This is a genomic window from Endozoicomonas elysicola (assembly GCF_000710775.1).
GTDB classification, from domain to species: Bacteria; Pseudomonadota; Gammaproteobacteria; order Pseudomonadales; family Endozoicomonadaceae; genus Endozoicomonas; species Endozoicomonas elysicola.
The window spans coordinates 5,048,326-5,074,414 of the sequence record NZ_JOJP01000001.1 but is presented as its reverse complement, the minus strand read 5'-3'; the positions used below and the strand labels follow the sequence as shown (position 1 = coordinate 5,074,414).

The window sequence follows — 26,089 nt, the reverse complement described above, 5'->3', positions numbered from 1 at the left end:
TCACCAGCATACTTTCTGTAAATATTCTTCTTTTTTATTCTACGCCTTTAGTTGTACAAAACCCTCTTCTGGAATCCACTTATCACAAAATGCTTGCTGCTTAACGTCCAGCTCTTCACAATTGTATGGGTTTCTACACCTGACCTTGCCCGACGTTAAATCGATGTTATCCACTAGTACCCATATACAGTGGATATCTTCGTATTTAAGTAAAACAGCGGCAGAACCATGTGATTGGATTGCCTGACTTAGCTGAGAAAGAGCTGGGGGGCTGCTGAACTTATTATCACGACAATCAAGGCCGTAAACCCTTAACTCTTCACTCATGCCTGCTGAATTATAGGCTGACCCCGAACAGAGTCTGTCCACATTAATTGTTTTCCCCCTTTCATGAGCAAGCATGGCGGCAACAGCCGCAGCGCTGCTTTCTGGGTATATGTTTCTCTGTTGGATTACCGGCTTATTATTTTGGCTGTAGAATATTTTGACGTCCTTAACTGTTATTTTATTTTCGGGTATAAAAAGATGCATTTGATAAACATTTTCGTCTGAAAAAAGAAGAATATAAGGGTAAGGGCTACTAAAACTGAGACGGCAAAGCGCTGGGTGATGGCGAAATATAAAGTGAACATCTGCTTCAAGCTTTAGACTGGGTGGGAATGAAGACTTGTTGTAAGACGTTGGGATATTATTTTTTTCACGGTAGCAATCCATTTCTGTTGAACATAAATCTTTTGCAAAATACTGTCTCAACTGGTTATGTAAATTGATGAATTTTTCATTTGTTTTTTTTGTTCTTGAAATGAACTGTGTTGTTACTCCAATTGGAGGGTATTGTCTTGGATATTCTGAGACCGGTAGGCCGACAAGAGCCAACAGCTTTGCTTCAAAATAGTCAGAAATTTTCTGTCGTTCATCATCTTCGCTTGATCCTGAGCCTTCAATCGGTAAAGGCACATCAGAAATAGTGTGGGTTGTACCCCGCCTTAATCCTAAAGGCCGGAATTGCTCTTGTGGGATGCCTGAACTTGGATTGACAGCTCTATCTGGAAGTAGCCCTGAGCTATCAGTTAACCTTACTTTGTGAACGCCTGCTTTTTGCGAAGAGAATTGCTTCTTGGTGGGGCTTATTTCCTTGGGATACTGCTCTTTATGTTGATTAACGAATTCGACTTGTCGAGAAGTTGAAGGCTCCATAATATTCATATCTAAATGGTGATTTAAAAGTGGAGGTTTGACAAGGAAGTGTAAAAAAGGTTCGTGTACCTCAAAAAGATTTATACGAACCTATCAAATGATTCAAACGGGGGGTAAAACGTGAAACAAAACAGAAAAAAAGTGACAGGCTGAGCCCCCCAATACAAAGAGGTGCCAGATTGCGTGATTAAACGGCAGTTTTTTCCACAAATAAAAGATCACACCAAAGGTGTAAAGTAATCCACCTGCAACCAGCCAATATATTCCACCGGTCGATAGGTTATCTGCCAGTTCACCGGAAGCAACCAGAACTAGCCAGCCCATAAGAACGTAGGTGCTCACGGACAGCTTTTTATACCTTGAACCAAATACAACCTTGAAGATGATGCCAAGCGCTGCCAGTGTCCATATGATGGCGAAAAGTATCCAGCCAGTCATGCTTCTCATGCTGACCAGCAGAAAAGGTGTATAAGTCCCGGCAATGAGCAGATAGATCGAACAATGATCCAGTATTTTGAAAACTTTCTTGGTCTTAGGGTGCTGAAAGCTGTGATACAGCGTGGAGGCCAAAAACAGCAGAATCATGGTTGCGCCATAGATGCTGAAACTGACTACCCGCCATACATCAGCCTGATGAGCTGCAAAGGTTACCAGCAGCGTCAGGCCCGCGACACTCAACAGAGCGCCCAGCCCGTGGGTAATACTATTCGCAATCTCTTCAGCCAGACTGTAACCCCGGCTGATAAGTTTGTTTCCTGCAGTAGATTTCAGAGCCATATACCGGTTGTTTATTTTGTGCCAGTGTATCTGATCATACTGAATCTTGTTCCTGTATGCATAGGAATTATTCTCATTTGTCCTCAGTGATTACTATCTGTGACGAGCCAATTTCGAAAAGGCCTCTGTCAGGTTTTGCAGACTTGCTGGTCATAATGAAGTTTTACCAGCGTTTCGCACAAAGACGTAAAGATTCGATAACTCATATGAAAAGTCATCTAAACCAATAAATTAGAATGGCAGCAATACCTGATGATCGACTACTTTATTCCTATCAGCTTCTGTTTTGCTGGCTGATTAAAGGGCCATGTTGTGCGGAGGTCAGGCCTCTCTGTTTCAGGCAGTCACCCTCTACAGGCTATCGCTGATGGCCTTCCCCTGTTTTTTCTTCATTCCCGTAGCTGGAGTATGACATGAAAAGGTTGATTCACTCTTGTATCGTTTTGGCTGCAGGCGCTGCTTTGTTTGGGTGCAGCTCCCATAAGCTGACCAGCGTTGACCCGCAGTTGGTTGAGAACAAAACCTGGGTATTGACGTCAATGAACGGTCAGGCAGCCTCTGGTCCAAGAGTAACCATGGAGCTTCGGCCTGCCACGGCGCAGGATGGTCGAATTGGTGGTCAGGCTCAGTGCAATCGTTATTTTGGTAGTTATCAGGTTGCTAATAAAAAAATCCACTTTACTCCGATGGGGGGTAGTCGGGCTGCTTGTCCAGCACCGTTTATGACCAAAGAAGCCGAGTACCTGGCAACGTTTCCAAAGCTGGATAATATCGCTATTAAAGAGCATGGGTTGATGTTGAGTAGTCGCAGTAGTGATCAAAAACTAACCTATGTTGCTGAGTCTGCCAATGTCAGTGGTCAGATCGCTGCCAGTGAGGGGACTTTCGCTCCAGGTTCTGAAATTATTGTGGTTCTACAAGACAGCTCGATGCCAAATGACCCTGCAGGCATTATTGGCATTGAGCGAATTCAGGTAGGCAGGAATGTTGATGTGGTGGACTATATGGTCAACTATGCGCCGGAGCTGGTCAATCCTGGTAGCAATTATGAATTGCTTGCAGAAGTCATTCAGAACGGGCAGGTGATGTTTATTACTGCTGTTAAACCTTCTGTTAATTTGAAATCAGTGCCTTCGAAGCATTGATTCACCATATTGTGTGTAAAGCAGGGCGCACCATCTAGGTGCGCCCTGCTTTTTTATGTGCCTTTTTAGTGCGGTTCTGGTGTGCTAGGCATGTTTTTTGCATCAATCTGGTGCGGTGCTGGGTTGCCCAGTTGATCAACACAGACAAATACAATGCGATCAATGACAATAATGACCTGTCTGGTTACTTTATTTCGTACGACACAACATAATGTCAGAGAGGTTGTTCCGATATTAACGACCTCAAGGCCAAACTCAAGAATATCCCCGCAGGCAGCGGAGCTGACAAAGTCAATTTCCGACATATATTTGGTCACCAGTAGCTTTCCGGGCCCCATTTTACAGGAAGCATAAATACCGGCTTCTTCATCAATCCAGGCCAGGAGAGTACCGCCGAACAGTCGGTATGCGGGGTTCAGGTCGCCAGGTTTAACGGCACGGCGGGAGAAATATTTCATCTGGCTACTCCTTGCTCCGGGTAATGTTTTATTATGAGTTTCAGCTTATTGTCATAGAAGATTGCAATACCAAAGCAACTCATGTGCCATTAATTGGTTTTAACTGATTCTCGGGGCAAGTAATGCAAAAACCCTATTCGCAGGCTTGTGAAAACAACAAAATAGCCATACTTGAAGTGATCTCTCAATACTTTGATGCATGCACGCATATTCTTGAGATAGGTAGTGGTACTGGGCAGCATGCCGTTTTTTTTGCAGGGGAGATGCCGCAGCTCAAGTGGCAGACATCTGACCTAAAAGATAACCACTCTGGTATTATCAGCTGGTTATCAGAGGCTGGGTTGGAGAATGTCAGATACCCCATTGAGCTGGATGTTTCATTGCCTGAATGGCCTGTTGAAGGCTTTGACGGTGTTTTTTCAGCAAACACTTCCCACATCATGAGCTGGTCTGAAGTGGAAGCGATGCTGCAGGGGGTTGGTTGTCATCTAGCGAACGGGGGCATTTTCTGTCTTTATGGGCCCTTCAATTATCACGGGAAGTATACCAGTGAGAGTAATGCCCTCTTTGACCAGCATCTCAAACAGAGGGCGCCTCATATGGGAGTTCGTAATTTTGAGGCAATTGATAGCCTGGCCAGAGAACAGGGATTGATGCTGTTGGCTGACTGCGAAATGCCCGCCAACAATCGAATCCTGGTGTGGCAAAAACAGTTGTCATAATCTGTACAGTCAGGGTGTTATACTTCCCGCCTGCTTTTTTCCCCGGATAGATCCATGGTTAGAATTGGTCAAATGAATCATCTGAAGGTGGTCAACCTTCTGGATTTTGGTGCATTCCTTAATGGAGGGATGTTGGATGATATTCTATTGCCAAAACGCTTTGTACCAGAGGGGTGTCAGATTGGTGATGAGCTTGACGTTTTTATCTACCTTGACTCTGATGATGTTCCCATCGCAACGACACTTCGTCCGAAGGCTCAGGTAGGGCAGTTCGCCTGCCTTCAAGTCACCGATACCAACCGCATCGGTGCTTTCCTTGACTGGAATATGCCGAAAGAGTTGCTTGTTCCTTTCAGTGAGCAGAAAGAACGGATGGTCAAAGACCAGTTCTATGTGGTCTATATCTATCAGGAGCAGCAGAGCTACCGTATTGTTGCCTCTTCAAAGATCAGTAAATTTCTAAGTACGTCACCACACCGGTATAGCAATGGTCAGCCGGTTCCAATAATGATCTGTGACCGCACTGACATCGGGTATACGACAATTATTGATAATAAATATCTGGGTGTGCTCTTTGATCAGGATATCGATAGACCGATCCGAATGGGGATGAAGTTTGATGGCTTCATTAAAAGGGTAAGACCGGATCAGAAACTGGATGTGTGCCTGAAAAAACCGGGCTTTGACAAGCAGGAGATGACAGGTCTTGGTGCTGTTATTCTTGATAGACTAAGAGCTGAAAATGGCTTTTTGCCTTTCAATGATCGTACTGACCCTGATACGGTGAAAAGAGAGTTCTCGGTCAGCAAACGGGTGTTCAAAATGGCAATTGGCGGTTTGTATAAAGAACGTCTTATTCGTATTGAGGAAGACGGCATTCGTCTTATATAAAAGACTGGTTTGGTGAGTTAGTCACTTCGGCCCCGACCCTCGATCAGCCAGCATTGTTCAACCATGCCATTGCGGATGCCGTACAGCTTGGAATACTGATTCAGTGTGGTGTCACAATGGCTGGGAATAATCATCATTCTCTGGCCTATTTTTACGCCTTGATTACTCTCAGGGTAGTGCAGGATACCATGCTCATCGCCTCCCGTTTGATACTGAATATCCTTATGGCCTTCAACGTGGGGCATGCCCGAGTCGATGGAGAGGCATTTCATGCCGGCATCGACCACTGCCCGGCCAGGCTCCGGTTGGCTGATGACTGTAGTCCACACTTTCAGGGCGCAGTCAAAGTCCTGGTAAGTTGCTGATCCATTTCGTGAGCCAATGGTGTGGTAGTCCCAATCCATGAAAAGGTATGAGCCTGCCTGTAACTCCGTGAAGGGAATGCCCTCATAGGCGTCATAAGTCCCACTGCCGCCACCGGAGACAACCTCTGGCCTTAACGCTTCGGTGGTTAAGTAGGTATTGATAAAGTCAAAAACAGGCTCTACAGAGATTCTGGCAAGCTTTATTCTTTCCTGGTAATCGCGAACATGCTGTAGATGGCCTGTATAAGCCTGAATACCGCTGTATTTAATGGAGGGTAAGGCATTGATCAGTTCAATCAGTGTCTTTAGTCCAAAGCCTACCTCAATACCACAGCGTTTTTGACCACATTCCACTTCTAACAGTACCTCAATGGTTACACCGTTTTTGGTAGCGATAGAGTCTATGGCATTTGCATGATCCGGGTGATCAATCACCTGAATGATTCTGGCGCCAGGGTACCGAACATAAAGGTTTGCCAGACGTTCCAGTTTGATAGGGTTAGCGATTGGCGTTGTGATCAGAATATCTTTTATACCACTAGCCAGCATCACTTCAGCTTCACCCAATTTTGCCACACAGATACCTTTGGCTCCCATCTCAAGTTGCAGTGCAGCAAGCTCAGGTATTTTATGGGCTTTTGTATGGGGGCGAAGAGCAACTGAGTGCTGATCAGCAAATGTTTGCATTCGCTTTAGGTTCTGCTCCATACAGTCCAAATCAACGACTAGGGCAGGGGTATCAAGCGCTTCCAGAGAGAATGGCTGAGATGGTGTCATAAATTAATTGATCAGATATTTCATGGAGGTATTAATAAGGAATACACAGTGTAGCCCTTAATTCGCAGGAAGCGGTTTTCTATGAAGCGTCGTTGGAGAAAACCGCTCTTAATTATGTCATCAGAACTGGATCAGGTTTTTATCTTCTGAATAATGATCAAGAGAAGAATGGCTCCAATGGTGGCACTGATTATACTGCCAAGCAGGCTGGTTGTGGCAAAGCCCAGGATGCCAAATACCAGGCCTCCGACCACTGAGCCAATAATCCCGATAATGATATTCCACATCAAACCAAAGCCACTGCCTTTAAAGAACTGGCCGGCAAGAAAGCCTGCGATAGCTCCAACAAGCAGAAAAACAAGGATATCAATAATGCCCATATCTCCTCCTGAAGATACAGATAAAATGGTAATGGCCTGCCATTTGAGAGGGTTTGGCAGGGGTTTATGAAGAAGGTGGGTTGAGGCAATTTTAGTTTAGTTTTTTGAAACTATGGAGCTTGGAATGGTCGTTGAGCGCTCAATCCGTCAGGAATTGGCTGGTGGCTAAAAACAGGGACTTCCAGTAAACTGCTCCGGTTTTGCTTTTCATATCTTCCTCTCTGTCAGAGAGGCTAATTTTTCCAGCTTAGCAGGTGACCAAATGGGCAAATTCTATACCCAGACGAATCTTCAGATCGACGACAAGCAGGCCTTCCGGGTGTTTGACGGCAAGAAAAAGGCCCGCCTTGGAACAGAAAGGAATCCTGCAGAACTCACTGTGCAGACTGAAGAGCGTAAGGCTGAGCTGGAAAAAGAGTTCATGGAGAACGGCTGGTTCTGCCACATTGAAGTCGATGAGGAAGCGCCTGAAGACACATCAGCTCTTCAACTGCTCAGAGAAACACCAAAAACGACAGTTCTGGAGAAAGTGCCAGGACGAAATGACCCATGTCTTTGTGGTAGTGGAAAAAAATATAAAAAATGCTGTGCTTGATAACAAAGCTGAACCCTTCTGATTGCTGAAAAAATCACCTGATAAGTAGAAAAAATTCTAATTCGGTCCATTATTAGTGCAGATAGGTTATTTATAGAGTCATCTTGTCGACCTATCTTAATAAGCCTCCTACTTTCAAAAGCCGCTTTTAGTGGCTTTTGTTTTATCTATCAGGTGGACCGAATATGAAAAGTCAGACGATGGGTAGTAGCCTTCTGGTCGCCGGTACTTCGATTGGTGCTGGTATGCTGGCATTGCCTCTGGTAGCAGCACTGACTGGTCTTGGCTGGGGTGTATTCCTGATGTTTCTGATGTGGGGCCTATCTACCTATGGTGGCCTTTTGATTGCAGAGGCGTGTCGGGCCTGTCCGGAAGCCGAAAACCTTCATGGTGTGATGGGGCGTTTGATGGGGCCGGTTGGTCAGGGTATCGCCATTGCTGCCATGCTGTTCCTCTACTATTCGCTTTGCGCAGCTTATATTTCTGGCGGTGCCAATGTGCTGGGTAGTCTGCTGGCAAAAGAGGGGGTTCATCTTCCTTTTCGGATAACGGCAACGCTCGTTGTATTACTGGTCGCAATACTGGTTGTTACGGGCACCCGGGTGGTAGATGTAGTGAACCGGGTGATGTTTGCTCTCATGCTGGCTCTGTTGCTGTATATCGTAGTGTCGCTATTGCCAGAAGTCAGCTTGAGCAATGTCGTGCTGGAAAACAGTGCCCCCAGAATTCTTGTTGCTGCATTACCGGTACTGTACACATCTTTTGGCTATCATTGTGCGGTTCCTACCGTTGTTCAGTATGTTCAGGGAAAACCTCACCGGTTTCGTTATGCACTGATTGGAGGCAGCTCGCTCCCTTTCGGCATTTATGTGATCTGGATGATCGTGGTTATTGGGGTGGTTTCTTCTGCAACGGTAATCAGTATGGCGCATAGTCCGGATGGTGTTACGTCACTGATGGATGCTATTGGCAGTCACTCCAGAACAGCGAGCTTTGATTATATGATCAGTGCGTTTGCCGCTTTTGCCCTGGGTACTTCATTTCTTGGTGTCGCTCTTGGATTATTCGATTACCTGGCTGAAGTGTTTGGTCGGTCCCATGGTATTTGGGGGCGTATTGAAACTATCACTCTGACTCTGCTAATACCTTTGCTGGCAGCCATTTTTATGCCGGGTAGTTTTGTCACTGCACTTGGTTACGCTGCAATTGCCCTGGTGATTCTGGCAGTATTCATCCCGGTTGCACTGGTCTGGAAGGTTCGTAAACTTCATATGGAGGAACCTTATCAAGTGGCTGGAGGTATTCCTGCTCTAGCGGGCGCTATCATTATTGGCCTTCTGGTGATTGGTGCTCAGTTTGGTGTGATCAGCGGTGTATTACCGTCGATTGGTTGATCGATAACCAGGTTAACAAAATGGTCTATTTTTTCCTTCTCTAACCTATAAGAACGGAGAGGCCTCATGCCCCTTACTAACCTGGATGCGTTTTTTCTGAAGTACGCAGACTATCACAAAAGGGCTGATGCCCTGGGGCTAATGACTCAATTTACAGAACGTGCGGTTTTCTGGGAAGCGTGTGGTAGTGACCTCCAGGGTAAAGAAGAAATTCATGGGTGGTACCGGTTTATGTTCAGTCGGTGGGAAATCGATAATATGGAGTATGATCTGGCCGCTGAAATGGTGAGAGAGGATTTGGTCTGCTGTGCCTGTTACTGGAATGTACGATGCTCTGAGAAAGGTTCAGAACAGGGCATGAGAAATGTGATAGTTCGTTCTTCATACGCTTTAAGAACCGTTGATGAGGGGTTGAAAATCTGGCATCTGCACAGTGGTGTATAAGGCTGGGTGAGTCCTGACGGCATGTTTCTCCAAGCATCTCAGATTATTTCGGAGATATTTATTCTATCAATGCGACAGGCTTATGTTCTTTAAGTCTCCCGGTTCTCAATGTTATAAAACTACCTTGATTTCGTTCAGGACGAGCCAGATATGCCTGCTGGATATTGGTCGGTTTACATCATTCTTGCCAGTGATAACAGTCTCTACACAGGCATTACCACGGATATTGTTCGGCGGTGGCAGCAGCATTGTGGCGCTGCTGGTGGTGCCAGATTTTTCAGGGGGCGCAAGCCAAAGCAACTTGTTTACCTGGAAGATGCCGATAACCGCTCATCAGCAAGTCGGCGAGAGGCCGCCATTAAGAAGTTAACCCGAAAACAAAAGTTGATCTTACTTTCTTCTTCTGAGAATCGCAGTCACCTTTGGGCAGATAAGTTGCTTCCCGCTCCCTAAATACACCTTGTTGGAGACCTTTTAACAGGTGGGCACGCAATGTTTTTCCAAGCGTGTTCATGGCTTTTTATAACAAAAAGAAGCATAAAGTATCATTTTGGGTTCAAGCTTGAACGTTTAGATAGTATGATTCATCAAAAATGAATGAAGCAGGAAGGATCTTTGTAAGACACAGGGTAGATAAATACTACTGCTTCATTGCCTTTGGATAACAACAATAAATATGAGGTGTTCATGGAAGCCAGTTTTTGGGATGGCAAGCGTGCCCCCGGTGTTGCTGACCAAATTGATCTTGATAAGTTCAAAAACCTGGGTGAAGTCATTGAACATGCAGTCCATAAATACGGTGACAGGCCGGCTTATACAAGCATGGGCAGAACGGTTACCTTTCACGAAATAGACCGTCTGAGTACAGAGTTTGCTGCTTATCTCCAAAACCATACGACACTGAAACCTGGTGACAGCATTGCCATTCAGTTACCTAACCTGCTTCAGTATCCCGTTGTCGTTTATGGTGCGATTAAAGCGGGGCTGATTATTGTCAATACAAACCCACTGTACACTGCCAGAGAGATGAAGCACCAGTTTACAGACTCTGGTGCCAAGGCTCTGGTCTGCCTGAATGTAGTCGGCCATCTGGTTGAGGACATCATTCAGGATACGCCAATCAAGCATCTGATCGTTACTGAACTGGCAGACCTGCTGCCCTGGCCTAAGAGAAGCCTGATTAATCTTGCCGTAAAACACGTCAAGAAGATGGTTCCTTCATACAAACTGCCTCAGGCATTGAGCTTCAATCAGGCGATGAAGCTGGGATCAAAATCCCGGTTCAGCAAACCAATTTCTCCTGGTGCTGATGATGTGGCAGTTTTGCAATACACCGGAGGTACTACCGGGGTTGCTAAAGGTGCCATGCTGACCCAGCGCAATTTGGTAAGTAATGTTCTGCAGACAGCCAGTGTGCTATCACAAACAGATGAAAACGGTGTTCCTTTGGCGAAGCCTGATGGAAATACTGCTATAGCGCCTTTGCCTCTTTATCATATTTACGCATTTACGGTTCACCTGATGGCGTTTTTCCAGCTGGGAGGGCACAGCGTTCTGATCGCCAATCCCCGTGATATGGATACGTTTGTTAAGGCCTTGAAGCCGCACAAGATGAACATATTTATTGGGTTGAACACTCTGTTTGTTGGGTTAATGAATCACCCTGAGTTTAAGGACCTTGATTTTTCAGAGCTGCAACTGACTATGTCGGGTGGGACAGCCCTTCAGGAAGCCGTTGCGAATCGATGGAAGGATATGACTGGCTGTACAATTTCTGAGGGATATGGTCTTTCCGAGACGTCCCCGGTGGTCTCGTTAAATCCTGCAGGCAGTTACTCTAAATTGGGGACTGTTGGTTTGCCAATGTCTGGAACCGCTCTCAAGACAATTGATGATCAGGGTAATGAGTTGCCTCTGGGAGAGCGGGGAGAGCTCTGCGTGAAAGGGCCTCAGGTGATGAAAGGCTATTGGATGCGTCCAGAAGCAACTGCTGAGGTGATCGATGATGAAGGCTGGTTCAAAACTGGAGATGTGGCCATTCTCGACGATGAAGGTTACGTGAAGATTGTCGACCGGGTTAAGGATATGGTATTGGTCTCTGGCTTTAATGTTTACCCTAACGAAGTGGAGGATATTGTTTCCAAGCATGACAAGGTTCAGAACTGTGCTGTTATTGGTGTGCCTGATGAAAAAACCGGTGAGGCTGTCAAGCTCTTTATTATTCCAGGCGATAAGAGCTTAACGGCTGAAGAGGTTAATGAGTACTGCAGGCTTAACCTGACAGCTTATAAGATCCCAAAGCAGGTTGAGTTCCGTGATGAGCTGCCAACAACACCCGTTGGTAAGATTTTGCGTAAGGATCTTCGTGCCGAGGAGATGAAGAAACGGGAAGCCGCTTCCTGACTTTCGCTGGAAATCAGGGCCCCGGTAAATGACGGGGCTTTGAAATTACGTTGGATTTTATTAATTCTCATGTTTATTACAGAAGTTTGGTTTTTTTAATTGATGAATAGATTTTGCCGTATCCTTTTTTGTCTGTTTCGTTGTTTTTGATTTTTTGTCCTGAGAAATATTAGTTGTTCTAATTGGTTGGCCTGCGTTTAAAGAAAATCTAGGGTGTGTTTCATTTTTTGGGTTTCTTGTTTCAAATAACGTCCCTCTTTTAAGTTTAACTTTTTTCAATTATCGATAATAATTTGATACTCGACTTTCTTGGAACATCAGGGGTTTTGTGCTTATCTTAAAGTCTTTGATAGCGTAGGGCTTGAGTTTTTTTTGGCGTATTTAAAAATATGAATTAAACTGAATGATTAGGTTTTTATCGATTTAGGCGATGTGGTTATATTTTTTTATCCATGTTTTAGTGAGACTGAATTGTTATGTCGGTAGTACTTTGATTGTTAATATGGTTTTATTTTGTCTTTTCTGTTTTTACTGCGTGTTCTCTGAATTAGCTACCAATCATTACTGAACTCCCAAACTAGCTGATGAAAAATCAGGTTTCCGGTGATAGACCTGAGATTTCATATTTTTCGTGATCCAAAGCAGGAAATATGTAAGATGATGTCTACAGAAAGCATTTTGTGAGAGGTGATGAGATAATATGCTCATTTATTTTTACCAACAATGCACGGGCTTGTCTCTATTTACAGACAGAAGCGTCAATGTTAAGTTTTTCTATTGATTTCTAACTCCACTTTTAATTGATACTTTTATTGACAAGATTGGTTTCAAACAATGAATATTTTTGATGAAGCGCTCAGTGTCCTGAAATCTAAAGTTCAGGTTCGTAAGCTGTTCCATGATATGCATGCTGAAGATCTTCAGCGTGTTATTGGGCGAATTGACGCCATCTATGAAGAAAAGCTGATGGCTCAAATGGAGATTGAAGAAGAGCAGGCTCGAAAGAAAGAGGCTCTGGATGCGGTCGTTCAGCAGATGAAAGAGCTTGGCCTGTCTATGGGTGATATCAAAGGTCTGGCTGATGACAAGAGCACCAGCGGACGTAAAGGGAAAACACGCCAGCGTTACTTGTTCCGCTATGAAACTACCGATGGCTCATCAGTAGATTGGGAAGGAGCGACAACAGGACGTATTCCTGCGGACTTCTCGGCTTATCTTGAGCGTACCGGTAAGGAACGTAAGGCCTGTATCGTTTCTGAGCTCTAATTGCTCATTTCTCGGTTTAATTAAATCAGAGAGCCTTCTAGCCCGGATACTCCATAAACATGCCCCTGTTCTCGCTTGTCTTTTGTGGTTCTTAGTGAGTTTTGCAGAGTCGACCGTAAAGCCCGTTAAGGCACGCTCTTAATAAATCACTTAGAGCGATAAAGTCCTGCACGAGACTTGGGGCAGCTTATTGAATATCCGGGCTGGAATATCAAGGGACCCGAGTTTTACTTTGCCTGATTTAGCCGCTGTCCAATCATCTCTTTCAGTGTACTTTCGTTAGTAAAACCACCAATTATCTCATCGGGGAACACCAGTGCTGGCGTACCAGTGATACCCAACCTTTGAGCAAGCATGATATTGCTGTCCAATTGCTGGTTAATATCAGCATCAACTGCTTTTTTGAGCTCATCGAGATTCAGACCCTGAGTTTTTACACTGCTGGCAATAGAGTTGGAGTCATGGCGGGCTGGGTGTGACATAAACTGCTTATGCAAGGAGAGATAGGTTGTATTGCCTTTTGCTCCTTCTGTTAATGAAAGTGCTGCTAATGACAGAGCGGCGGCTTCTCGTGAACTTGGTCCAAGGATCGGCAGGTCTTTGTATATGATTTTCAGGTCAGGATAAGCTTTTACCAATGATTCAAGTACCGGATCCTGTTTCTTGCAAAACCCGCAGTTAACATCGCCAAAGTAAACAATACTCAGTTTTGGGGTTTTTGAGCCCGCAAATGGATCATTGCTGTTGTTGAAAAGCTCAGCCTGACTGGTGCTGAGTGCTGAGTCTTGAGCCTGTGTTCTGGCAATCTCTTCTCTTTTTTTCAGCTCATTTACTACTTCAATAAAGATTTCAGGGTTTTCGATCAGGGTTTCACGAACCAGTTCTCGGACTTGTTGCTGTTGTTCCTGGTCAAGTGGCTTTGCCTGGCTACTTAACGGAAGTATTAAGGCTGTGGCAGCAATGGCTAGAAGTTTTTTCATGGCTAACGTCCAATGTAATTTGATTAGGGCTATTTTTACCCATCATACCTTTTTGGGTGACCGCTATGGAATGAAGTCTCTCTTAGTTAAGGTAATAATATTGTAAGCATCATCTTTTTAATTCTGATTATTAATTAAGCATTGAGTATGTCATTGGTAATGCCCTGTGATTCTGGGGTGTTTATTGCTTCAAGTCAGGTTTTATGGGGTGAAGTCTGCGTATTGTGGTCCTTGAGGGGCTTCTGAGCAGGAGCTCTGAAGGGATAGTGTCAAGACCGCTGAAGTACCCGGAAGGACAGAATATCGGTATCGAGCAGTGATGTGAAAAAAGCCAAATATACTTTACATCAGGCGTTGTTGTTGGCTTCCCTGACAGCTTGTCGGGAAAGATTGATAGCCTGCTAAATGATCGCTAAAGAGGCCGATAACAACAGTTCCTTAAAAAACATGTAAAGGACTGAAACAATGAAAGTAATTGCTGTTGCTGTAGCGGGATTGTTATTGGCTGGTGTTGCTCAGGCTGTTGACAGGGTTGAAGATCAGCAGAAACAGGGCATGGTTTGTTATTCTATGGGAAGTGTTTCTGCTGTTCGTCAGGCCAGTGAATCTCGCTTCTCAGCCCAGGGGAATATGTCTCCGAATCTTTCGGTCAATGTGGCACCTACCTTTTATATCACCAGTGACCGTGACTATAAGGCCTGTCGCAAGATGGCAGCCGAAAAGGGCGCTCATGTGATCATTGATCCAAATGCGTAATTGTTGATTTGAACCATTAAGGCTCATAGTACAAAACTATTGCTTTGTTTCTCAGGCCGGTGTGGTTAGGTGTTGCAGATTAGCCTCCAGAAGAGGCTGATGGCAGAAAGGTTATAAAAAAGCCGGTTACCTTCAATGGGAACCGGCTTTTTTGTGGTGAGTTTTCAGTGTTTCACGCTCCCACGCTGTGCATGGGAATTAATCGGGCTTAGAAGGTATAACCAACGGTCCCGGTAATGGTGCCTTTACGCAGAACGGTATCAGCATCGCCACCCCAGGTCACTTTAGCCATCATATCGTCATACTTGGCAGTCAGCCCCATATTGATCTTTTTCTCGCCTTCTTCAAAGCGACCGGTCATATGGGAGTTACCATCGACATCGTGCGTGAAGCGGAAGGTGGACTCCAGATTCAGGCCGGGCATGGCGACATCATTCCAGTTGGCGCCGACCATCATGTTGTAGCCCCAGCTAAAACGGTCGAGACGTTCGTCGGCATTTTCTGAAACATCTTCTCCAGCCCAGTCGCTTGAACCTTTCGCAACATACCGCTCGTAGTTATCGAGGCCGGAAATTTGCTGAAATGCAGCTTCCCCAACAACGTACATCAGATCAGTACCGAGAACAGCTCCGAAAGGTTGAATGACTGATAGAGATGCATCCCACATTGGTGTACGTTCGTAGTTCGCAAACCACTCATCGGGGCTCGCTGTTTTTCCTTCAACAGCTTGTGATGAATTATAGTCTTGACCTTGACCTATGTTCGTTGTGCCCTCAATTGCTTTGGTTAGCAGGTCTTCTGGATGATCGACCCAAATGGGAGCATTTTCACGATAAGTTAACTCACCTGCAATTTGTGTATAGCCCCAGACCTTTGTATTGAAGCTAGCTCCCCAGACTTTGATGTCTTCTGGGTAAACAACTTTTGCGAAAGTTCCGTTAGAGAGCATGTGAAGGCCTGCCAAACCAACCTGAGACATTTGCCGTGCAACTGTACCATTCCCGCCTCCAGCGGTGGTTGCTGCTTCAACTGCATCAAGGTAGTCTGTCACTGCGGCGTCGACTGATCCCCCTAAAGCTAGGCCAACGCTCTGCATACCTGCAAGTGCGTCAGCTGAGCTAACATAGGCATCAATAAAGGGCAGGCTTGAGTGGTAGTTTGCATAGTAAAGAGCAAACTCTGTCTCAGGCATAGACTCTGGCGTAAATGTAAACCTTAATCCCCACTGGCCTGAGTTTTTTGCAGAATCAACACCGGAAACGTCTGCAACAGTAACATAGTCTGCTGTGTAGTCTAGTCCCATCGCTGTTAGGATCTGGTCTTGGGTGGATGTAAGACCTGCTGCTTGTAATGCTGTTAGAGTGGCTGGGTCTAAATTGAATGTTGCAAGGTCATAATGCGCAAAGTCCGAACCTGGAACAAAGATATCTTCGCCAGAGCCATAAGTACCTCGGCCAGGCATAATCGAGCGATCCCAGTCATATTGGACAAAACTAGATAAAGTCATCTGGTCGTTGAACTGCAAGTCGGCCATGACCATTCCCTGTGCCAGATTCAAATCACCATCAGAGCCAGGAACGGTTGCCAGTGCCATATCATAGGCGTTCAGATCCATCATGCCGCCACCGTAGAAAATGGTTTCCCCCCAATTATGGGTCTGGTCACCCAGTTTCAGGCTGAGCTTCTGGCCACCATCAAACTGCCAGTCGGCAAAAACATAAGCACTTTGCAGCTTAACACCGCGGCCCTGGTTGTCTTTAACTTCATCGGACCAGCCCGGGAAGGTTCCGCTTTCATCATAGAGACCCTTGGCAACGTCAGCGTCGTTATTTTCCTGCCAGTGGTTGGTACCGTTCATCAGTACATGGTCGTAATAGGCAGTGGCTCGACCGAAGAAACCGTAGTTGTCTTTTTTAACATCCAACTCAGAGGTAACTTTCAGCGCTTTGCTGACAAAGCCTCTTTTGAATGAACGATCGCCGTCGTTTTCAAGCTGTTCGTTGGATTCTGGCGTTTCATAACCTTCAAGGTCGTACTTGGCGCCCAGGGTGATGGTGGTATTGAGGGTTCCCTGTACTTCTCCATCCATTGCTTCAAACTCAAAAGCCTGAGCAGAAGCGGAGAGAAGCAGTGTGCCCGTTAACATAAAGCCAGCAGTAGCCGGTGCGAGCTGCAGTCGATTCAACATGAGGGGCTGTATCCTTGCCGTTTATTATTAGAGTTATTTTGTATACCAATGGATTAATCTAACTGCGCTATTGCGCTGATAACCCGGGTTCCTGTACAGCCTTGGAGCCCCTGGTAATAGTCCCCACTATGACCAGTTATTTCGTCTGAACTTGAACCGAAGTTCGCAATATTTACGACGATGGTTAGAAAATACGCTTGGTATTATTTTTATTGTTTTGTGTTTCGGCCTGTCTATTTGTACTAAAGTGCATATTGGTATGCAAGAAATTTATACCCTGTTTTTTAAACTTCCTCCTTATTCATTTTTCCCTGTTTTTAAGGCTTTTCTTTCTATCAGGGCAGCCTGTATCCCTCCCTGAGCGGGGAGGGAAAGAGATCAACTGGAATGGCTTTTATCAGTGAGCTTTGTGCTCTTTGGCGTTAAAAAATCAGGAGCCGTAACCTCCACCTGCACAAGGTTGGCCATTGGAATCCATCTGGTTGATCCATTGGCTAACCAACTCTACGCCTTTGGCGTGACTGAGTGATCTACCCAGTTCCGGCATCATTTCACCCGGCTCCAGAGTCTCCATCCGATAAGTCAGAATGGATTGATCTGCGTGGCCCGGCAAGATATCCACTGGCCGGTTACCTGCACCTTTACCCGCAGCGATGGGGCGTTTACACAAACCAAGGGTGGCATCCAGCGGTGTATCCATGGTTAAGAACAGGCCACTGGTTCTTGCTGCGCCTTTTGGATTATGGCAATGGCTGCAATTGGCATCTAGATAACTGCGAGCTCGATGAGCCAGGGTTTCATTCGGTCTGCCATTAGGCCAGAGGGCATTTTGTGATGCGTTTTTGACGTCATTCAAACCAGTGAGAAGGCCTGCTTTCATCAGGTGTGTCAGCTGGTTTTCTTCTCCGGAGGCATAGGTAAAGTTCCGGTTAAGGTGACGAATCTTTGGACCCAGGGGTTTTACTGCTTGTCGGCTGTCGTCTTCTGCATGACAGCCGGCGCACTGGTTGGCATCGGGAATGATGTAGGTAAACGATGTTTCCTCTGTTGAGCCATCAATGCCACTCTTAATACCAGATAGGGCTAACTGCATACTGTCACCAGCCCACTCCAGTACCGCATCCGTCTGCTGTTCATTCCAGACATAGGGAAGGGCAACCCAGCCATCTTCCTGGTTTACCAGCAGACGGGTTTCAACCAATCGCACCTGGTCCAGTGGTAGGCCTTCTTCGGGGGAAAAGAGTGATTTTTCGCCTTCTGAAGCCTGAAGAGTAGCGCCATTGGCAACGGGGTAATAAAAGGTTTTGCTGATGATGGTTCCCACGGGATACTGAATCTCACCATCCACAATGCTGGCTTGCTTTCCCTGGGGAATCCAGAGTGTTCTCAACTTACTGGCGTAATCGGTAAACAACGGTGTGTTTAATTCATAGGGAACAACCGTGTCCGCCAGTTCTATTGAATTGCCATTGATGGACAAAATCTGCCACTGGCTGAGATTATCCGGATAGTTATCTCCCGAGGTCATCAGCAGAGGCTGTGGTTTTTCACCACAGCCTGCTAATACCAGAGCCATCAGCCATACTGCGAACAACCTGATCAAGGCAGGTACCCTGATAACAGCAACCATAAATCAGCCCTCGTCTTTTGTTAGCAGAGATTCGGGAAGAGAGATAGCTGCCAGTTTTGGCACAGAGCAGCGGTGAGGGGTTATATCCGTGCTGATATTACTGAAGTTATTGCCGGCATCCACGTTTACAACACCGCTATCACCGTTATCAATGCAAAGAGCCGGGGTTTTGCTTTCAGGGTTGACGATGCCATCCCAGAGTACATCGGGCAGGCTGCCGCTGAAGCCAAACTCGGCAATCTTCAGAGCTTTAAGTTCCATCCGGTCAGGGCTTTCACCACCGCCTTCAAAGCGGTTGCCGTAGACGTAGATCCCTTCCGGGTATGGGTCAAAATCATCAGCCAGCTTGTAATCTGACTCGTAGCCTGCGGTGTAGTAACTGCTGACAATAACGTTGGCTGTCTTATTGTCTTTTATATCGTTATTAAATATCTCAACATTGTCGTTTGAGTTGATCAGGACTCCAGATCCAGCTGGCACGGCTGCAACGGCGGTTCCTTCTGTACCGAAGTTTTCGTAGTTATTGGCAATAATCTGGTTTTCGTAGATCCGGGTGGTGTGGCCGGGCTGCGTCAGGTAAGGCATGTTGAAGACCAACACACCACCGGTATTATTGGTAGCAACATTGCCATAAACGTCGGCACCGATAGTGTTTTCGATTTCAATGCCGGCCACGTTATATTCAGCACGGTTATTACGCACGATGACGTTTCTGGACTGCCCCACATAAATACCGGCATCCGATGCTCCAATGGCAACCGAATCTTCGATCAGTGTGTTTTCGGTCTGTACCGGATAAAGGCCATAGGCACCGTTGGCATTATCAGGACCGTTGGTCCACTCAACCCGCACCCGGCGGATAACAATATTTTTACCCTGGTTGATCTTGACGGCATCGCCTTTGGTATCTTCTATCGCCAGATCCTCAACGGTAAAGTCACTGGCATTCACCAGCAGGCCTTCGGCCCCTGCTAGCTGACCTTTGAAGGAGAGGATGGTTTTGTCCATGCCGGCACCACGAATGGTCACTCCATCCACATTAAGGGACAGACTGCGGTCGATGCTGTATGTACCTTCCGGTAGCTCAACCACATCACCCGGCTTGGCCTTAATCAGTTTTGCCTGAAGGTCTTTTCGGAAGTTTTTGGCGGCTTCGGTAGTCTGGACTGCTTCCTGAGCATCCTGACCACAGGCTGACAGTAATAATGCAGTGGCAGTGACTGCCAGAACGGAGTGGATTTTCAAAGGGTGCATCCTCTTTCTTATTGTTCTTATAGAGAGTTGTATAAGTGAGCAAAACGCGAGTTTACATTAGCTCAGCAGGGCAAAGTGATTCTGACTAGAAATGGTAAAAATGCACCTGATTTTAAAATCAGTCAGTAAATTTCAGAATTGGTCAGTTATCGATAGGTCCAGATAAATCGGGGGATTCAGTCTTCCTGCCGTGAGAACACACAGGTAATCACTGGCACTATCTTTTCATGCATCGGGGGGGGGAGTATGCATTAACATGTCGTCCCCAGAGTCTAAAAAGTATGGGGACGAGATTCGTTCAGATAATCGTGTTCTTCTATGGGCAGTGTTCCTATGGCTGCAGATGATACTCTTTTCTATATTGGCTTGGCGTCTTTTCTGTCCGTTCTTTAAAGGCCCGGTTGAAAGCGCTGAGTGATCGGAAACCTGCATCAAGGGCGATGGTAAGAACGGGTAACTGACTGTCTTCTTGAGAAACCAGCCGACGGCAGGCTTCCTGGATGCGATAACCATTAAGAAAGTCATTGAAGTTTCGATACCCCATCTGCTGGTTGATTAACTGCCGCAGTCTGTACTCCTGAATATCCATGGTTTCAGCCAGGTCACTGATGGTAATGCCTTCCTGTCGATAGAGCTTCTGATCCTCCATCATTCCTTTCAGTTTTTCAATCCACAGGTTTACTGGTTCTCCTTCGGGCTCATTGGTTGTGGGCTGGAGTTGTTCTTCCTGAATAGTCTGTGCTGCTGATTCATGCTCTGTCCCGTGTTCAGTGAATAAAAGTCCTGAGCGAAATTTAAGCAGTCGACCATAAAAGACAAAAAGGAATAGGGCTAAAAGCACGGGTTGAGCCAGTTTAAATGCGGGCGGACCTCCATTGAAGAACTGTTCCATAGTCACAACCACGGCGATATAAAAACCAACACTGCCTAATAGCCAGACTCGTAACTCGCGGCGGGATTCGACCAGATCATCTCGCATGCTGCGGACTACCGTAATCAGAGCGTGGGTGATCAGAATAAACTCTAGCCATTGTGGGAGGTGGAACATTAACCAGCTGAATATGAAAGAGGTATCGAGACCGAACAAGTGGGCCGCAACTTTACCGATAGCAGGCGAAAAAATAATAAATAAAGGAATAGCTAGGGTTTTTCTATTCAAACGAAAGTTATCGTCAAACAGTAGTAAGCATACCATCCAGAAAAGGGTGGGGATCATGCTTCGAAATACAACACATAGCCAGATCAGCCAGAAGTTATTGGTCCAGGATTCAACAATAGGTTGTAACAGGTAACCTATCAGGCTTATCTGTAACATGGCAAAGCACAGGGCGCGACAGTCACGTATCCCCGGCAGTACCTGGAATAGTGTCATTATCGCCAGAGAGAGGCTGAAAAATGTGGCGGCAATTTGGTAGTCAGGCATCCTGATCCCCGGTTTTCCGACAAATCTTGAAAAATACTTATTCTTATTGCTGATTATTGTTGATATTCATGTGTCATCAACGCTTCATAATCGTTATGGTATACGCATAATAAATTTAATAAAAACTATATGTTACAGAGTCTTATTATGCGCATTTTCTATTTTGCCGTTTCCCTGATGCTATCTGCCCAGGTTTCTGCCTGGTCAAACCACACGTTGGTAACGCACCAGTTGGTTGCCACTTTACCACAAGTTCGTGATGCAGCGCCGGTGGAAGTGGAAAGCCTGAATAGCTTCTTGTTAGCGAATGAGAGTGAACTGGAAGTGTTTCTAAGTCAGCAGGAAAGCTGGATGCGGGAAAATCTCTGGCACTATGCGCCACGTCCGGAGGCACTTGAATTCCGCGCAAAGGACAAGGAAAACGATATTCGTACCCGCTTTACCCATGCAATTCGTATCAATCCTAATGCAAAATTACCATTGTATTTACAGTTGCTTCCAGGAGATAAACGTCAACAGCCCGAGATAGATTTTGCATTGGTCAGTACATTAGCTGATTCCGACTCACAGGGTGATGTACAGTTTGTTCAGCTAATGCCTGAGGATAAAGTTGCACCACTGGATGTGGTGAGCACTGCCAGTGTTGAACCTGATTATGGGCTGGATATTGGACTGTTTACCGACAGCAATACGGACTATGGAAAGGTATATGGCTTCGGTGAGCAGCCGTTTGGTAATCCAAATCTTGAGTATGGTACTCAGGCACCTTTTCATATGGGCTTCTATCATGAATCACCCATTGTCTACGCCTTCGGGGGCTTTCTTAAACGAACATACCCGGAATACCGAATTCAGCTCTATAAACAACTTTCCGAGTTTGCCTTCGCTCAAGGGCATGATTACTGGGGATGGCGCTTTATGGGGTGGGGGCTTCATTATATTGGAGATTTTTCCAACCCATATCATGTAATGCCAGTTCCTGGAAACAGTACCATGGAAACGCTAAGAGTTGGTCTGTTGAATATGCTCGACTTTCCAGATGCCCAGAACAATGCCATACAGCTGGCGTCAAACCGTCATACGGTGCTTGAAAATTTCCAGAGTCTGGTGATGACCCAAGCATACCTGGAACAGAATCTGGAGCACCCAACCATTCAGGCATTAACCCGGCATGATGAAGCTCGGGAGTTTAACAATGACCACATTGTTACGGTAATGTCACAGCACTCTTACGATATGGGGCATGACATTCATGATGTTCTGGAAAGGACGATGCCAGAAAAATATGTTGATGACCCTTCCGTTGAGTACTCTGATTTGAATGCGAGGGCATCATTACAGGAAACCGTACTAAATACGTCTGGCGAAGATGGTTTTAATGCATTGGTGCATATTATCACGGACTTGCTGGGTGGATTTTCTGATAATGGAGCATCTTATGTTGAGGCTATTTTGTCTAAACAAAGCTCAGTTAGCAGTCAGCCAGAGCCACAAGTGGCTAATTGAGAAGGTTTCTTGAGGGTATTTAGTATTTTATGGTTAACCACAGAGATCACAAAGAGCACAAAAGAAAAGGCTCTTCTTCGTGCTCTTTGTGATCTCTGTGGTTCAAAAAAGAATCCCCGCAGGACAGTCAGGCTAAAAGATTGAATCCATGGTGAAAGATAAGCAATGACTGTAAAAGGGTTATTACTTGGTTCAAGGTGGCGTGTTTTGGTAAGTTGAGTTCTTCTTGTTAGGGTTGTTTAAAAAATGAACAGTTCTCGTCTGTGACTGAAGATACTGGGGTGCAGGGACTTATCCACAGGTCATTCAGTGGTTTGATCAATGAAACTGTTGATGACTAAACATTGAGCTATATGAGTATCGATTTATATTCGATCTGGAGTCATAGTTAGCAATAAGCCCGGTTGATACCGGGCTTATTTTTCCAGAGGCTTTATCTGAAGGAGATGTAAACTATTCGGTTGATGAGTCTCGTCAGTGACGGGTTTCGCTGGCAGGTAAAATATTCGGGTGGTCCAGCCAGTCTTCCGGGTTGTCATCAACTGTGTCTATTGCTTCCGCTTCTTCAAGTTCTCCACGGGTAGCCAGTACCGCCAGTTCTTTAGCAAACTTCTGGAGCAGGTTAATAACATCATCTTTATGGTTATTCAGGGTTTCATCAATTTCAATACTGAACAGTGGTGAAGCATCATCTTGATAATCTTCGTCTTCGTCTTCCTTGCGAATGAGTACCATATGCAGACCGGCAAATTCATCATCGCTTACTTCGGCCAGCTTAAAGGTAATGGACTGTGCTTCTCGAAGAATAGACAGCAGTTTCAGGGCTTCGGCAGCACTAAGATCTCCGGCATCCACACGGGCTTCTACATACTCTCTGGCAGACAGACCAGAGTCAATGTAGTTGTCTACCAGATCCTGAATACTCTTGTACTTGTTTTGGCTCATAGACCCTCCTGACAGCTATTTTAGCTGATGCCTGACAAGGATGTGTGTCAGACGCCAAGGCCAGATTCACCAGAGATAACTCTGATTCCTGTTTTTCAGTGTACCTGATTAGCGATGAATGTATAGGGGTTAGTACTGATGAAGTTGGAGTGAGATGACTATAGTCTCATGGTCGAAGTGGCTGGATGCTTTGGTGCCCAACTGTTTTGTTTTTCATATACTGATTTTGAGGCACTTTTTACAAACGCATGAACTTGTACAGACTGAACCTGAATCTTTTGCCTGGCCTCAAGGCGTTGCTGGATACACAAAGTGTTTCACTGGCTGCCAAGCAGATGCACGTGACCCAATCGGCCATGAGCCGGACACTGGCACAGTTACGCGAAGCGTTGAATGACCCTATTCTTGTCAGGCAGGGTAATCGGATATTTCTATCCGAAAAGGCTCTGGCATTGAAAGATGATGTGAATCGCGTAGTCACCGAAGCCAGTACGATATTTGAAAATCAGCAGTTTGATCCCTGGATTACGGAAAAGAACTTCACAATTGCCGGGACTTACATTGTTCTGGAGCAGATATTACCGCAGATTCTGCACCAGTTCTGGAAGCAGGCACCGAATTTTAACTTTGAACTATTACAGTTCAGCCCTCAGCTGGATAAAAAGCTGGAAGCAGGACAGGTGGATCTGGTTCTGGGGTATGTGGGAAAACCTCCATCTGGTTTCAGCTATGCCCCGTTAATGGAAGATACGATCTGTGCACTGGTAAATGAAGATCACCCTATTGGAGAAAGTGCTATTTCTGTTGAGGATCTTGAGCATTACTCTGTGATCCGCCACTCTTCATGGATGGGAAGCCCGCACTTTATCAGGGACTATCTGGAGGGGTTGAGTGAAAACATACGGGTTGCCGCCAAGACGCCTAATCTACCTATTGGTTTGCAACTGGTGAAGGATACTAACCATATTCTGGTTACCATGGAGAAGGCCGCTCAGTCCAATATCTATGTTCAAAATATGAATATGAAGGCATTGCCAGGCAAGCCACCCAAGGTCAAGTACTACGTGGTCTGGCCTGAATACTGGGAGCACAATCGTGCTCATCGCTGGTTCAGGGAATTCATTATCAACCGCTTTCGGCTAAAGCTGAAGGAGATGGATAGACAGAATGCATTGAGGAACGATGAGGTTGGTATTACAGCGCAGTAGCTTGAATTAAGACGCTATTACTGTATTTCATTTTTAATTCTGTTTTGGCTGAGCATCTGCAGTAAAGAAACATCATATCTATACTTGACCTTCTTAATCGCGTAATTAACAAGGTCAATATGCAGTTTCTGGTAAGCGTTAAAAAGCTGTTTCCTGTTTTGTTGTTGATCCTTCCTTTTTTTCTACATTCAGAAGAGCCTGAAATTGAGATTATTATATCGGGAGCCAGCCATGCGGCGGGTGTTGAGAACGGTATATCGAATCCAGCTTCTAAGGGGGCTCTGCAAGGGCTTGCTGACTTTGGTGTGGTCAATTCTCCACATTCTTTGACCTATTTTGGTCCACAAAAAATTACTGAAGTCCCAAAGCTAATGGCTCATCATGCTGTTTATACCGAGTTTCTCAGAACTGATCTTCAGTTGTTTATCAGGGCCAGACAGTCAATAAACCCCAAAGTCTATATCGGGGTTATTCTTCCAGAGTTTGTCTGGTTGAGGTTTGTCACTTCTTATAATCCGGATACGCTCAATAAAATTAAAAATAATGATTTCAATCCGGTTATTAACAGAGAACCGCTCACGCTGTTTGAATATGTTGCTACCTTTAAAAACGCTATTTTTGGTCAGATTTATTACCATCTTCGCCATAGACCCGACAATATTTCAGAGTGCCAAAGCAACGTAAAAGACTCTCTACGTCACTCCATTGACCTTCTGGAGAGGATAGGGGAGGGGCTTGGTGTGATATTTCTGGTGGCGGGAATGCCCCAGCAACTTAGAGAAACCGGTGCATTAAAAGATAATAGGGTACATATCTATGAACCGATTGCGAAAATTATTCCTAATGATGATCAAAGTTTCCTTAGACACTACCTGACCTGGATTTTCTTATACACTCCGGATCAAATGGATAAACTGCCCCAAATAAGAGCCTGGATACATAACCCCCCTCAATTTCATGAAGGTATGGTTGAAGAGGTTAATGACTTTGCCCGGCTTTACTCCAGAGATAAACGGTTTGTTCATTTTTACGATATGGGTGGATATCTAAAGAGAAATGGTAACAGACTTGCTTTAAAGGGGGCTGATGGTGAAATACTTTCTTTTGGTCTTGATCGTATTTTTAACCAGAATGAAACGAGCCCTCTTCACCTTTATAAAGATGCTTATGATTTAACATCCATACTATTTGTCGAGGCAATCCTTTTATCCCTGGGTGAGTCTTTTAATATTGATACCTCCGGATTTATAAATCAGAAAAGACGGGAAGGGTTGGTTCGGCGAAGAGCGGTGGAGTTTGATGGCAAAGTCCTTCGTTGAGTCATCGATAACGGAACACACTATTATGGATCATAGTGTGTTCCGTTATCGAATGGAGATTCTCTG

24 protein-coding genes are annotated in these 26,089 nt (G+C 45.4%); 13 read left to right on the top strand and 11 right to left on the bottom strand.

The features are described 5' to 3' along the window. Positions 1-39 precede the first annotated feature (39 nt). Both GV64_RS21320 and trhA read right to left on the bottom strand, forming a co-directional pair. Positions 40-1,206 (bottom strand): hypothetical protein, encoded by a 1,167-nt coding sequence (locus GV64_RS21320; RefSeq protein ID WP_152554149.1) that lies wholly within the window; start codon positions 1,204-1,206, stop codon positions 40-42. 93 nt (positions 1,207-1,299) lie between these two features. Next, positions 1,300-1,974 carry a PAQR family membrane homeostasis protein TrhA gene (gene trhA, locus GV64_RS21315; protein WP_020582283.1) on the bottom strand — a complete coding sequence of 225 codons (675 nt, stop codon included), beginning with the start codon at positions 1,972-1,974 and terminating at the stop codon, positions 1,300-1,302. A 413-nt stretch (positions 1,975-2,387) separates the two neighbouring features. Here trhA and GV64_RS21310 point away from each other — a divergent pair, with 413 nt between their 5' ends. Further along, a complete protein-coding gene (locus GV64_RS21310; protein WP_020582282.1) occupies positions 2,388-3,119 on the top strand; it encodes an META domain-containing protein in 732 nt (243 codons plus the stop codon). 65 nt (positions 3,120-3,184) lie between these two features. On the opposite strand, the gene GV64_RS21305 is transcribed toward GV64_RS21310, so the two are convergent. Next, on the bottom strand, positions 3,185-3,577 hold the full coding sequence (locus GV64_RS21305; protein ID WP_020582281.1) for an acyl-CoA thioesterase: 393 nt from the start codon (positions 3,575-3,577) through the stop codon (positions 3,185-3,187). A 122-nt stretch (positions 3,578-3,699) separates the two neighbouring features. Between GV64_RS21305 and GV64_RS21300 the strand changes: the two genes are divergently transcribed. Both GV64_RS21300 and GV64_RS21295 read left to right on the top strand, forming a co-directional pair. After that, positions 3,700-4,299 carry a DUF938 domain-containing protein gene (locus GV64_RS21300; RefSeq protein WP_020582280.1) on the top strand — a complete coding sequence of 200 codons (600 nt, stop codon included), beginning with the start codon at positions 3,700-3,702 and terminating at the stop codon, positions 4,297-4,299. A gap of 72 nt (positions 4,300-4,371) precedes the next feature. After that, on the top strand, positions 4,372-5,190 hold the full coding sequence (locus GV64_RS21295; RefSeq protein WP_236632977.1) for a CvfB family protein: 819 nt from the start codon (positions 4,372-4,374) through the stop codon (positions 5,188-5,190). 17 nt (positions 5,191-5,207) lie between these two features. Here the strand turns inward: GV64_RS21295 and GV64_RS21290 are convergent, their stop codons facing one another. Both GV64_RS21290 and GV64_RS21285 read right to left on the bottom strand, forming a co-directional pair. Continuing rightward, positions 5,208-6,332 (bottom strand): DSD1 family PLP-dependent enzyme, encoded by a 1,125-nt coding sequence (locus GV64_RS21290; protein WP_020582278.1) that lies wholly within the window; start codon positions 6,330-6,332, stop codon positions 5,208-5,210. A 131-nt stretch (positions 6,333-6,463) separates the two neighbouring features. After that, positions 6,464-6,712, bottom strand: coding sequence for a GlsB/YeaQ/YmgE family stress response membrane protein (locus tag GV64_RS21285; RefSeq protein WP_020582277.1), 249 nt, complete (start codon positions 6,710-6,712; stop codon positions 6,464-6,466). A gap of 262 nt (positions 6,713-6,974) precedes the next feature. Here GV64_RS21285 and GV64_RS21280 point away from each other — a divergent pair, with 262 nt between their 5' ends. The 6 genes from GV64_RS21280 (at position 6,975) to GV64_RS21255 (ending at position 12,814) form a co-directional block, all read left to right on the top strand. After that, positions 6,975-7,307, top strand: a complete 333-nt coding sequence (locus GV64_RS21280; protein ID WP_020582276.1) for a PBPRA1643 family SWIM/SEC-C metal-binding motif protein — start codon at positions 6,975-6,977, stop codon at positions 7,305-7,307. A gap of 185 nt (positions 7,308-7,492) precedes the next feature. After that, on the top strand, positions 7,493-8,701 hold the full coding sequence (locus GV64_RS21275) for an aromatic amino acid transport family protein (protein ID WP_020582275.1): 1,209 nt from the start codon (positions 7,493-7,495) through the stop codon (positions 8,699-8,701). A 66-nt stretch (positions 8,702-8,767) separates the two neighbouring features. Then, positions 8,768-9,145 carry a nuclear transport factor 2 family protein gene (locus GV64_RS21270; protein ID WP_020582274.1) on the top strand — a complete coding sequence of 126 codons (378 nt, stop codon included), beginning with the start codon at positions 8,768-8,770 and terminating at the stop codon, positions 9,143-9,145. Positions 9,146-9,295: 150 nt separating this feature from the next. Next, entirely contained in the window at positions 9,296-9,598 is a 303-nt protein-coding gene (locus GV64_RS21265; RefSeq protein WP_020582273.1) for a GIY-YIG nuclease family protein, read from the top strand. Positions 9,599-9,832: 234 nt separating this feature from the next. Beyond that, complete coding sequence (locus tag GV64_RS21260; protein ID WP_033402980.1) at positions 9,833-11,548, top strand: AMP-binding protein; 1,716 nt, start codon at positions 9,833-9,835, stop codon at positions 11,546-11,548. An 834-nt stretch (positions 11,549-12,382) separates the two neighbouring features. Next, positions 12,383-12,814, top strand: a complete 432-nt coding sequence (locus tag GV64_RS21255; RefSeq protein ID WP_020582271.1) for an H-NS family histone-like protein — start codon at positions 12,383-12,385, stop codon at positions 12,812-12,814. Between the two features lie 227 nt (positions 12,815-13,041). Here the strand turns inward: GV64_RS21255 and GV64_RS21250 are convergent, their stop codons facing one another. After that, positions 13,042-13,794, bottom strand: a complete 753-nt coding sequence (locus GV64_RS21250; RefSeq protein WP_020582270.1) for a DsbA family protein — start codon at positions 13,792-13,794, stop codon at positions 13,042-13,044. A 465-nt stretch (positions 13,795-14,259) separates the two neighbouring features. Here GV64_RS21250 and GV64_RS21245 point away from each other — a divergent pair, with 465 nt between their 5' ends. After that, positions 14,260-14,550, top strand: a complete 291-nt coding sequence (locus GV64_RS21245; RefSeq protein WP_020582269.1) for a hypothetical protein — start codon at positions 14,260-14,262, stop codon at positions 14,548-14,550. A 208-nt stretch (positions 14,551-14,758) separates the two neighbouring features. Here the strand turns inward: GV64_RS21245 and GV64_RS21240 are convergent, their stop codons facing one another. From GV64_RS21240 to GV64_RS21225, 4 genes are all read right to left on the bottom strand, one after another. After that, entirely contained in the window at positions 14,759-16,738 is a 1,980-nt protein-coding gene (locus GV64_RS21240; RefSeq protein ID WP_020582268.1) for a DUF1302 domain-containing protein, read from the bottom strand. A 430-nt stretch (positions 16,739-17,168) separates the two neighbouring features. After that, positions 17,169-18,341, bottom strand: coding sequence for an SO2930 family diheme c-type cytochrome (locus GV64_RS21235; RefSeq protein WP_201772506.1), 1,173 nt, complete (start codon positions 18,339-18,341; stop codon positions 17,169-17,171). A 30-nt stretch (positions 18,342-18,371) separates the two neighbouring features. After that, entirely contained in the window at positions 18,372-19,613 is a 1,242-nt protein-coding gene (locus GV64_RS21230) for a parallel beta-helix domain-containing protein (RefSeq protein WP_026258220.1), read from the bottom strand. 340 nt (positions 19,614-19,953) lie between these two features. Next, on the bottom strand, positions 19,954-21,045 hold the full coding sequence (locus tag GV64_RS21225; protein ID WP_020582265.1) for a helix-turn-helix domain-containing protein: 1,092 nt from the start codon (positions 21,043-21,045) through the stop codon (positions 19,954-19,956). A 147-nt stretch (positions 21,046-21,192) separates the two neighbouring features. On the opposite strand from GV64_RS21225, the gene GV64_RS21220 reads away from it, so the two are divergent. Beyond that, the gene (locus tag GV64_RS21220; RefSeq protein WP_020582264.1) at positions 21,193-22,551 is read left to right on the top strand and encodes a hypothetical protein; all 1,359 of its coding nucleotides are present in this window, start codon (positions 21,193-21,195) and stop codon (positions 22,549-22,551) included. A 474-nt stretch (positions 22,552-23,025) separates the two neighbouring features. Here the strand turns inward: GV64_RS21220 and GV64_RS21215 are convergent, their stop codons facing one another. Continuing rightward, on the bottom strand, positions 23,026-23,496 hold the full coding sequence (locus GV64_RS21215) for a hypothetical protein (protein ID WP_020582263.1): 471 nt from the start codon (positions 23,494-23,496) through the stop codon (positions 23,026-23,028). A 248-nt stretch (positions 23,497-23,744) separates the two neighbouring features. Between GV64_RS21215 and GV64_RS24045 the strand changes: the two genes are divergently transcribed. Both GV64_RS24045 and GV64_RS21205 read left to right on the top strand, forming a co-directional pair. Beyond that, complete coding sequence (locus tag GV64_RS24045; protein WP_020582262.1) at positions 23,745-24,704, top strand: LysR family transcriptional regulator; 960 nt, start codon at positions 23,745-23,747, stop codon at positions 24,702-24,704. Positions 24,705-24,823: 119 nt separating this feature from the next. Beyond that, positions 24,824-26,023, top strand: coding sequence for a hypothetical protein (locus tag GV64_RS21205; RefSeq protein ID WP_020582261.1), 1,200 nt, complete (start codon positions 24,824-24,826; stop codon positions 26,021-26,023). Positions 26,024-26,089 lie beyond the last annotated feature (66 nt).